We start from the raw sequence: 9,268 nt of genomic DNA, 5'->3' as shown, positions 1-9,268 counted from the left end.
AGGCCACCGCCACGGTCCGGCGGCGGCGGGTCGTCGTCCGGGTCAGGACACGGCTCCGCAACCCCGGCAATCTCGGCGATCTGGTGCAGGCCGCGGTCGAGGCCCGGCTGACCGGGCTCAACCCGGCGCGGCGGCGGTATGTGGCCGTCCGCGTGGACTGGCGGCGGTGATGGGGCGCCGAGTGGCCCTGGCGCTGGCCGGGCTGACCCTGATCACGGCCGGCGGGCTGGTCGTCTGGCTGGGTTTCATCGCCGGTGACGCGCCCGTCCTCGACGAGGATCCCGCCCTGGCCAAGGCGGCCTGGTTGCGGCCGACGGTGCTCGCGCTGCTCGCGGCCGTCGCGCTGGCGGGGCTGTTCTGGCTGCTGGCGCAGGGCCGGGGGGCCGCGCTCCGCCGGTTCGTGCTGATGCGCGGCGGCCCCAAGCGGATGGCCACCAAGGCCGCCACCGCCGACCTCGCCGAGGAGATCGTCCGGCTGCCGGGCGTCCGCGACGTCCGGATCCGGTTGACGGGCTCCCGCGGCAGGCCCCGGCTGGTGCTGCAGGTCCTCTGCGACGAGTCCGCCGACCTGGGCCTGCTCCACGCCCATATCGGCGAGCAGTCCGTGGCCCGCTTCCGCACCCTGACGTCCCTCGACGAACTCCACGCCGTGCTCCGGTTCCGCCTCGTCTACCGCGAGACCCGCATCGCGTAAAGACTGCTCTACCCCGATTTGCCACCCCCGATAACGCTTTCCCCTCCCGGAGTTCGTACTGTCTAACTAGTCGCTCCACTTTCCGAAGGGGGTCGCGGGGTATTGAAAAACAAAGAACACAGCTAGACCTTCTGCTCGAAGACCGGTGGCGCGAGACTTGCACCACCGGTCTTCCTTTTGATTCCCTTCCCTCCATGCGCCCTGAGCTGGGCCCCATCGCCTCGATCGGTACGTGACGACCGCGTTCGATATCGCGCTGAAAGCCGTCGAACAGGCGCGGGCGCGCCATTCTTCTTCCGTTGTCGACTATCGAGTGGCCGATCTGCCGAATCCGCCCGAAGAAGGGATCGGCGGATTCGCCAGGGCTACCACCGAGATCGAGCCGTCCGTGATCCCGGGGCGATCACCCGGGCCGAGCTGGACGCCTGTGCCGGGGCGACTGGCGGGAAGGGGGCGGGTTCTATAGGCTGAGGTGACGCTGTTGATCCCCTGCGGGAGAGAGCCCGGGAAAGCCGGGCCGCCGAAGGAGCAATTCCTCCCCGGAACCTCTCAGGCACCAGGACCGCTGGGTGGAGGCGACCTCTGGAAAGAGGGGCCCGTGAGGCCCCCGCCGAAGGTGAAAACCCGCAGGCCACCGCGGGTGAAGCTCTCAGGCACCCAGGACAGAGGGGGAGGCCCAGCCAGCACGCGTGCGATGGGACCATGGAGAAGGACCCTCGAGGTCCACCCAGGGACCGCGCACACGCCGCCGACCAAGGAGCCTTGCCCGTGTCACCGAAGACAACACCGCTCTACGAGCTGCACAAGGAGCTCGGCGGCACCCTCGTCGACTTCGCCGGCTATCTGATGCCCGTCCGGTACGGGTCGGAGACGGCCGAGCACGTGGCCGTCCGGACCAGCGCGGGCCTGTTCGACATCTCCCATATGGGAGAGATCTTCGTGACCGGGCCGCAGGCCGCCGAAGCACTGGACTACGCGCTGGTCGGGCTGCCGTCCGCGCTGGAGCCCGGCAAGGCCCGCTACACCATGATCACCGACGCCGAGGGTGGCGTCCTGGACGACCTGATCGTCTACCGGCTCAGCCGGCACGGCTTCATGGTCGTCGCGAACGCCGCCAACAAGGAGATCGTCGCCGCCGAGCTGACGGCCCGCGCCGAGAAGTTCGAGGCGACCGTCGACGACCAGTCCGACCGGTACGCCCTGATCGCGCTCCAGGGCCCCAAGGCCGAGGAGATCCTCGCCACCCTCACCGACGCGCCGATCCACGACCTCAAGTACTACGCGCTGATCAGCGGCACCGTGGCCGGGATCGCGGCGTTCATCGGCCGCACCGGCTACACCGGCGAGGACGGCTTCGAGCTGTTCATCGACGCCGACGAGGCCGTCGCCCTCTGGAACGCCCTGGCCGAGGCGGGCGGCGACTCCGTCGTCCCGTGCGGCCTGTCGGCCCGCGACACCCTCCGGCTCGAGGCCGGGATGCCGCTGTACGGCCACGAGCTGACCCGCGACCTCACCCCCTACGACGCCGGTCTCGGCAGGGTCGTGAAGCTGGAAAAGGATTTCGTCGGACGAGACGCGCTCGCCGCACTCGCCGACGAGCCGCAGCGCAGGAAACTCGTGGGTCTGGTCGCCCAGGGACGTAGGGTTCCCCGTGAGGGCTACCAGGTCATCGGCGCCGACGGCGAGGTCATCGGCACCGTGACGAGCGGGGCGCCGTCCCCGACCCTCGGCAAGCCCATCGCCATGGCCTATGTGACGCTCGGCGCGACCCCTGTCGCCGTCGACATCCGCGGTAAGCACGAGCCGGTCGACGCCGTCGACCTGCCCTTCTACAGGAGAGAAAAGTGAGCGTTCCGGAGCAGCTCCGCTACACCGAGGAGCACGAGTGGGTTTCGGGCCTGGACGGTGAGGACGGCGTCGTGACCGTCGGCATCACCGACTACGCCGCCGACGCCCTCGGCGACATCGTGTACGTCTCGCTGCCCGAGGAGGGCTCGACCGTCACCGCGGGCGACGCGTGCGGCGAAGCCGAGTCGACCAAGTCGGTCAGCGACCTGTACGCGCCGCTGTCCGGCGACGTCATCGCGGTCAACCAGGCCGTCATCGACGACCCGTCGATCATCAACTCCGACCCGTACGGCGAGGGCTGGATGTTCCGCATCCGGCTCGGCGACGACAACCCGGAGCTGCTGGACGCCGAGGCCTACTCCAAGATCATCGAGGAAGCATGACGACGCTGTTCGACTCGCTCGAAAGCCTCGACCCCGAGGTCTACGCCGCGGTCAGGGCCGAACTCGCCCGCCAGCAGGACACCCTCGAGATGATCGCGTCGGAGAACTTCGCGCCGGTCGCCGTCCTCGAGGCCCAGGGCTCGGTGCTGACCAACAAGTACGCCGAGGGCTACCCGGGCCGCCGCTACTACGGCGGCTGCGAGCACGTGGACGTCACCGAGCAGCTCGCGATCGACCGGGCCAAGGCCCTGTTCGGCGCGGAGACCGCCAACGTCCAGCCGCATTCGGGCGCGCAGGCCAACACCGCGGTGTACTTCGCGCTCCTGGAGCACGGCGACACCATCCTCGGGCTCGACCTCGCGCACGGCGGCCACCTCACCCACGGGATGCGGCTCAACTACTCGGGCAAGACCCTGAACGTGGTCCCGTACCACGTCAGCCCGGGCGACGGCCGGGTGGACATGGAAGAGGTCGCGCGGCTCGCCGAAGAGCACCGGCCCAAGATGATCGTCGCGGGCTGGTCGGCCTACCCGCGCCAGCTCGACTTCGCGAAGTTCCGCGCGATCGCCGACTCGGTCGGCGCGCTGCTGTTCGTCGACATGGCGCACTTCGCGGGGCTGGTCGCGGCGGGGCTGCACCCGTCGCCGGTGCCCTACGCCGACATCGTCACCACCACCACGCACAAGACCCTCGGCGGTCCGCGCGGCGGCCTGATCCTCGCGAAGGAGGAGTACGGCAAGAAGATCAACTCTGCTGTCTTCCCCGGAATGCAGGGCGGGCCGCTGGAGCACGTGATCGCGGCCAAGGCCGTCGCGCTCAAGGTCGCGGCGTCCGAGGAGTTCAAGGAGCGCCAGCAGCGCACCCTGGACGGAGCGAAGATCATCGCCGAGCGGCTGCTGGCCGAGGACACCGCCAAAGCCGGCGTCAAGGTCCTCACCGGCGGCACCGAGGTCCACCTGGTCCTCGTCGACCTGGTCGACTCGGAGCTGAGCGGCCGCGACGCCGAGGACCGTCTCCACGCGATCGGCATCACCGTCAACCGCAACGCCGTCCCCGGCGACCCGCGCCCCCCGATGGTGACGTCGGGCCTGCGGATCGGCACCCCGGCCCTGGCCACGCGCGGTTTCGGCGACGACGACTTCACCGAGGTCGCCGACGTCATCGCGCTCGCGCTCCAGCCCGAGTTCGACGCCGAGAGCCTCAAGGCCCGCGTCGTCGCGCTCGCCCGCAAGCACCCGCTGTACCCCGGGCTGTAAGGCCTTCTCGTAGCCCGGTTCTCGTAAATCCGGCCCTGCATGGCCCTCCCCATGCAGGGCCGCCCTTCTTTCAGGGGGATCAATGGCGATCTCTGTTTTCGATCTCTTCAAGGTCGGCATCGGCCCGTCCAGCTCGCACACCGGCGGACCGATGGCCGCCGCCCATCGGTTCGCGCGCGGCCTCAACGACGACGGCCTGCTTCCGCACGTCGCGCGGGTGGAGTGCGTTCTGTACGGTTCGCTCGGGCTGACCGGCAAGGGCCACGGCTCCGACAAGGCCGTCGTGCTGGGGCTCGAGGGCTCCAAGCCGGAGAACGTGGACGTCGCGTCGGTGCCCGGCCGGATGGCCGCGCTCGCCGGTTCCGGCAAGCTCCAGCTCTTCGGCGAACTGGCCGACGGGCCGCTGATCCCGTTCGTCATCGGCGAGGACCTCGTGTTCGAGCGGAAGCTCAGCCTGCCGGGCCACCCCAACGGCATGAGTTTCACCGCTTATGACGCCGAGGGCGCCGAGCTCCGCAGCCGGATCTACTACTCGGTCGGCGGCGGGTTCGTCGTCGACGAGAACGCCACCGGCGCCGACCGGATCAAGGCCGACGAGACCCCGCTGCCCTACCTGTTCAACAACGGCGCCGAACTCCTCGAACTGACCCGCACGACCGGGCTGAGCATTCCCCGGCTGATGCTGGAGAACGAGAAGGCGTTCGGCCGGTCCGAGGCCGAGATCCGGGCGGGGCTCGATCATCTCTGGCAGACCATGCAGGAGTGCGTCATCCGGGGCATCGGCGAGGAGGGCCTGCTGCCGGGCGGGCTCAAGGTCCGCCGCCGCTCGCACGCCCTGCACCGCAAACTGCTGGTCGAGACCCCCACCGACCCGCTCCAGGCCATGGACTGGGTGACCCTGTACGCCCTGGCCGTCAACGAGGAGAACGCGGCGGGCGGCCGGATCGTCACCGCGCCCACCAACGGCGCGGCCGGCATCATCCCGGCCGTCATGCACTACATCGACCGTTTCGTCCGCCCCGCGGATCCGACGTGGCCGCACCGCTTCCTGCTGACCGCGGCCGCGATCGGCGTCCTGTTCAAGCAGAACGCGTCGATCTCCGGGGCCGAGGTCGGCTGCCAGGGCGAGGTCGGCTCGGCCTGCTCGATGGCGGCCGCCGCGCTCACCGAGGTCATGGGCGGCACCCCGCAGCAGGTCGAGAACGCCGCCGAGATCGGCATCGAACACAACCTGGGCCTGACCTGCGACCCCGTGGGCGGCCTCGTCCAGGTCCCCTGCATCGAACGGAACGCCGTCGCCTCCATCAAGGCCATCTCCGCCGCCCGCCTCGCCATCCGCGGCGACGGCGAACACTTCGTCTCCCTCGACCGCGCCATCAAGACCATGCGCGACACCGGCCGCGACATGCTCGACAAATACAAAGAAACCAGCCGAGGCGGCCTAGCCGTCAACGTCATCGAATGCTGACCACCCTCACCGTGGCGTGGTGAGGAGGGTGTAACGGGAAGTTAACGGGGTGGGGGTGGGGGGATGCTTCGGGGGGAAATACTTTCTGGGGGAAGTAGTTCGGGCGAACCGAGGAGAACACCCCATGGCTCCGGTGAGTGCGGTCGCGTCGCGGCTGGTCGATGTGCGGTCGGTGGACACCGCGCTCGTCGATCTCGATGGAACGGTGTACGCGAACGGGCGGCTGGTGCCGGGCGCGGTTTATGCGCTCGGGTTCCTTCGGCAGGCGGGCATTGCGCTGCGGTTCCTCACCAACCGGGACTCGCTGCCGCCCGGCGTGATCCGCGCCGACCTCGCTGCGATGGGGTTGGAGGTCGCGCCGTGGGAGCTGTTCACGCCGGTGCTCGCCGCGCAGCGGTATCTGGAGGACCAGCAGAACGTCAGGGCGCTGCTGATGGTGTCCAGCACCGTCCGCACCGCGTTCGAAAGGTTCACCGGGAAAGGACCGGTGACCCATGTGGTCGTCGGCGACTGCCGTGACACCCTCGACTACGCGCTCCTCGACCACGCGTTCCGGGCGGTGCGCGGCGGGGCCGAACTGGTCGCGCTCCAGCGCGGCCGGTACTTCGTGCGCAGCAACGGCGAGCACCTCGGCACCGGCGGGATCGTCGCCGCCCTCGAATACTCGGCGAACACGACCGCGAAGGTCGTCGGCAAACCGTCCAAGGACTTCCTCGCGCTGGCCGCCGCCTCCACCGGCGCCGACATGTCCCGCTGTGTGGTGATCGGCGACGACGCCACCACCGACGTCGCCGGCGGGGTCGCGCTCGGCGCCCGCACCGTCCAGGTCAGGACCGGCCGGTACACCGAGCAGCAGGACGAGCCGGGCCTGCCCCGCGCCGAAGCCGTCATCGACTCGATCGCCGACCTGCCCGCGCTGCTGTTCGACTGGGACGCCCGAGCGCTGGACGTTCAGAGCTGATGGATCACGTCGAACTCGAGGCCGTCGGCGACCGCGAGGAAGACCCGCTGCGACAGATGGCCGTCCCGCAGCTCCACCGGCCCGCGCGGGCCCTCGTACCGCAGTCCCTCCGACAGGGCGCGCATCCGGGCGACGTCGCCGCCGCCCGCCAGGCGCAGCAGCTCGCTCAGCAGCCGCACCCCCTCGTAGCAGGACTCGCCCGGCCCCGTCAGCATGGGCGCGGTCGGCCCGAACCTGCCGTGGTAGCGGCCGGAGAAGTCCAGGCTCTCGGCGGTCGGGAGCGTTCCGAAATAGCCGGACGACGCGTACAGCCCGTGGGTGACGTCCGCGCCCATCGACAGCAGCATGTTCTCGTCGGTGAGCGGCCCGAACCGCAGGGCGGCCGCGTCGAGGCCCGCCGCGGCGAACGACCGGTGGAAGTCGACGGCGTCCTGGCCCATCAGCAGCACCAGCACCGCCTCGCACCGGCTGGCCATCACCTTGCCGAGCACCCGGCCGTAGTCGCCGGTCCCCAGCGGGACGTACTGCTCGCCGAGCACCGCCCCGCCGATCTCGTGCAGATACCCGCGGACCGCTCCGGCGGACGCCCGCGGCCACACGTAGTCGTTGCCGACGATCGTCCAGCGGCGCACCCCGAGCTCCCGCGCGAACCAGTGCAGCGCCGGTCTGAGCTGCCCGCCGGGCGTCTCGCCGATGGGGAACACCCAGGGCCGGTCCTCGCCGCCCTCGTACAGGGTCGTGTAGACGTAGGGGATCCGGCCGACGATCACCGGGGCGACGCTCTCGCGGACGGCCGAGGTGTGCCAGCCGACGACCGCGTCCACGGCCTCGGCCCTGACCAGACCGCCGACTTCGCGCGCCACTTCGGCGGGCGCCGCGCCGCCGTCGACCGTGGTCAGGCGCACCTCGCGCCCCAGCACGCCGCGCGCCGCGTTGATCTCCTCGACGGCGAGCCGCGCGGACAGTTCGCACGAGGGTCCGAACATCCCGGTCGGGCCCTGCGCGGGCACCACCAGCGCGATGTCGTACGTCTCCCGACGACCCATGGTCGGAAGGATAACGCGCGCTTGCTACCGGCATATTTCGACGCCAGGATGAAAGGGTGGCCTTGACCGTCCCAGCAACCGCCCACGATCTCGCGCTCCTGCTCACCCTCGTGGAGCGCCGTGTGGTGAGCCGGCTCGCCGCCGTCCTGCGCTCCGCGGAGCTGACGGTGGAGGAGTGGCGCGTCCTCGCCCTGCTGGCGGACGGCCGCGGCCACCCCATGTCGGAGATCGCCGACCACACGCTGCTCCCGCCGCCGACCCTCACCAAGATCGTCGATCGGCTGGTGGCGGCGGCGCTGGTCTACCGCCGCCCCGACGACCAGGATCGCCGCAAGGTGCTGGCGTTCCTGTCCGACCGGGGCAGGACCAGGCACGCCGAGGCGGCCGAGGCCGTCGCCGCCGACCATCAGGAGCTGGCGCTGTCCCTCGGCCCGGAGGAGACGGCCCTGCTCACGGTGCTGCTGAACAAGGCCGCCGCCAAACTCACCTGAGCCGGTCCCTCATCTGCTGCGTTCGACCGCCATCCGGGCGAGCGCGATCAGCTCGGCGGTCGCGCGGGTGCCGGGGGCGGCCGTGGTGAGGGTGTCCAGCGCCTGTTTGAGGAGTTGCGCGGAGCGGTCCTGCGACCAGGAACGTCCGCCCGCCATCTCCACCAGCGCCGCCGCCCGCTCCGGATCGAACTCACCGGGCGAGAAGTACAGCGACTTCAGCTCCTCGCCCGCCGGGCTGCCGCTGGTCAGTGCCGCGACGACCGGAAGCGACTTCTTCCGGTTCCGCAGATCGGAGTAGACGGGCTTGCCGGTCGCCGCCGGATCACCCCAGATGCCCAGCAGATCGTCGGTGTGCTGGAACGCCAGCCCCACATGCTCGCCGAACAGGCCGAGCCGGGCGACCTGGTCGGGGGAGGCGTCGCCCGCCAGCGCGCCCAGCGCGCAGGACACCCGCAGCAGCGCCGCCGTCTTCCCGACGGCCATCGCCACGCACTCCGACAAGGTCACATCGGAGCGCTTCTCGAACGCCATGTCGGCGTTCTGCCCGTTGAGCAGGTCGAGGACGGCCGAGGTGAGGATCCTGGCGTGCGGCGACGAAGCCGCCACCAGGTCGATCGCCAGGGTCATCAGGACGTCGCCGGTGAGGATCGCCGGGCCCGTCCCGAACACCGACCAGGCCGTCGGACGGTGCCTGCGGGTCCTGTCGCCGTCCATGACGTCGTCGTGCAGCAGCGAGAAGTCGTGCACCAGCTCCACCGCGACGGCCGCGGGAACGGCCGCCTCGGGATCGCCGCCGACGGCCTCGCAGGCCAGCAGCGCCAGGGTCGGCCGGACGGCCTTGCCGGTCGGCTCGCTCGGCCGTCCTTCGGCGTCCCACCAGCCCAGGTGGTAGCCGGCGATGTGCCGGACGGGATCGGGCAGCGAACCGATCGCCTCCCGCATCGCGGGCTCCACCACGGCCCGCCCCCACGCCAGAACCTCGGGGGCGGGACGCGCTATCTCATCGACGGTTCTCATCTCGTCCTCTCCAAGAGGTCGGAGGCGGCGGTGCCGAGCCCCGACGGCCGCAGCCGCAGCGCCGTCGGCCGCGCCTCGGTGGCTGCGGTGATCCTGGCCCCGGC

At 70.7% G+C, this 9,268-nt stretch carries 11 protein-coding genes and 2 riboswitches; of the genes, 9 read left to right on the top strand and 2 right to left on the bottom strand.

What is annotated here, in order from left to right; all coding sequences use genetic code 11:
* From ACYVE7_RS22285 to ACYVE7_RS22250, 8 genes are all read left to right on the top strand, one after another.
* On the top strand, window positions 1-170 hold a 170-nt coding region (locus ACYVE7_RS22285; RefSeq protein ID WP_460366936.1), incomplete at its 5' end, for a DUF6286 domain-containing protein.
* Window positions 170-694 (top strand): hypothetical protein, encoded by a 525-nt coding sequence (locus tag ACYVE7_RS22280; protein ID WP_460366935.1) that lies wholly within the window; start codon window positions 170-172, stop codon window positions 692-694. The genes ACYVE7_RS22285 and ACYVE7_RS22280, both read left to right, overlap by 1 nt.
* A gap of 232 nt (window positions 695-926) precedes the next feature.
* On the top strand, window positions 927-1,160 hold the full coding sequence (locus tag ACYVE7_RS22275; protein WP_460366934.1) for a hypothetical protein: 234 nt from the start codon (window positions 927-929) through the stop codon (window positions 1,158-1,160).
* A gap of 16 nt (window positions 1,161-1,176) precedes the next feature.
* A riboswitch (glycine riboswitch) is annotated at window positions 1,177-1,269 on the top strand.
* 4 nt (window positions 1,270-1,273) lie between these two features.
* A riboswitch (glycine riboswitch) is annotated at window positions 1,274-1,363 on the top strand.
* A 99-nt stretch (window positions 1,364-1,462) separates the two neighbouring features.
* A complete protein-coding gene (gene gcvT, locus ACYVE7_RS22270; protein ID WP_460366933.1) occupies window positions 1,463-2,542 on the top strand; it encodes a glycine cleavage system aminomethyltransferase GcvT in 1,080 nt (359 codons plus the stop codon).
* The gene (gene gcvH, locus ACYVE7_RS22265) at window positions 2,539-2,925 is read left to right on the top strand and encodes a glycine cleavage system protein GcvH (RefSeq protein WP_460366932.1); all 387 of its coding nucleotides are present in this window, start codon (window positions 2,539-2,541) and stop codon (window positions 2,923-2,925) included. Before gcvT ends, gcvH begins: the two co-directional genes overlap by 4 nt.
* Window positions 2,922-4,181, top strand: a complete 1,260-nt coding sequence (locus tag ACYVE7_RS22260) for a serine hydroxymethyltransferase (protein WP_460366931.1) — start codon at window positions 2,922-2,924, stop codon at window positions 4,179-4,181. The genes gcvH and ACYVE7_RS22260 overlap by 4 nt, the downstream gene beginning before the upstream one ends.
* A gap of 82 nt (window positions 4,182-4,263) precedes the next feature.
* A complete protein-coding gene (locus tag ACYVE7_RS22255; protein WP_460366930.1) occupies window positions 4,264-5,649 on the top strand; it encodes an L-serine ammonia-lyase in 1,386 nt (461 codons plus the stop codon).
* A gap of 124 nt (window positions 5,650-5,773) precedes the next feature.
* Window positions 5,774-6,610 carry an HAD-IIA family hydrolase gene (locus tag ACYVE7_RS22250; RefSeq protein ID WP_460366929.1) on the top strand — a complete coding sequence of 279 codons (837 nt, stop codon included), beginning with the start codon at window positions 5,774-5,776 and terminating at the stop codon, window positions 6,608-6,610.
* Here the strand turns inward: ACYVE7_RS22250 and ACYVE7_RS22245 are convergent.
* A complete protein-coding gene (locus tag ACYVE7_RS22245; RefSeq protein WP_460366928.1) occupies window positions 6,601-7,656 on the bottom strand; it encodes a substrate-binding domain-containing protein in 1,056 nt (351 codons plus the stop codon). The two genes, ACYVE7_RS22250 and ACYVE7_RS22245, sit on opposite strands and share 10 nt — an antisense overlap.
* Before the next feature lie 62 nt (window positions 7,657-7,718).
* Between ACYVE7_RS22245 and ACYVE7_RS22240 the strand changes: the two genes are divergently transcribed.
* Window positions 7,719-8,147 carry a MarR family winged helix-turn-helix transcriptional regulator gene (locus tag ACYVE7_RS22240; protein WP_460366927.1) on the top strand — a complete coding sequence of 143 codons (429 nt, stop codon included), beginning with the start codon at window positions 7,719-7,721 and terminating at the stop codon, window positions 8,145-8,147.
* Window positions 8,148-8,156: 9 nt separating this feature from the next.
* Here the strand turns inward: ACYVE7_RS22240 and ACYVE7_RS22235 are convergent, their stop codons facing one another.
* On the bottom strand, window positions 8,157-9,164 hold the full coding sequence (locus tag ACYVE7_RS22235) for a polyprenyl synthetase family protein (protein WP_460366926.1): 1,008 nt from the start codon (window positions 9,162-9,164) through the stop codon (window positions 8,157-8,159).
* Between the last annotated feature and the right edge of the window lie 104 nt (window positions 9,165-9,268).

The organism is Actinocorallia lasiicapitis, assembly GCF_054778695.1.
Note: the sequence above shows the minus strand (reverse complement) of the source record. Positions and strands in the feature narration are given on the sequence as shown.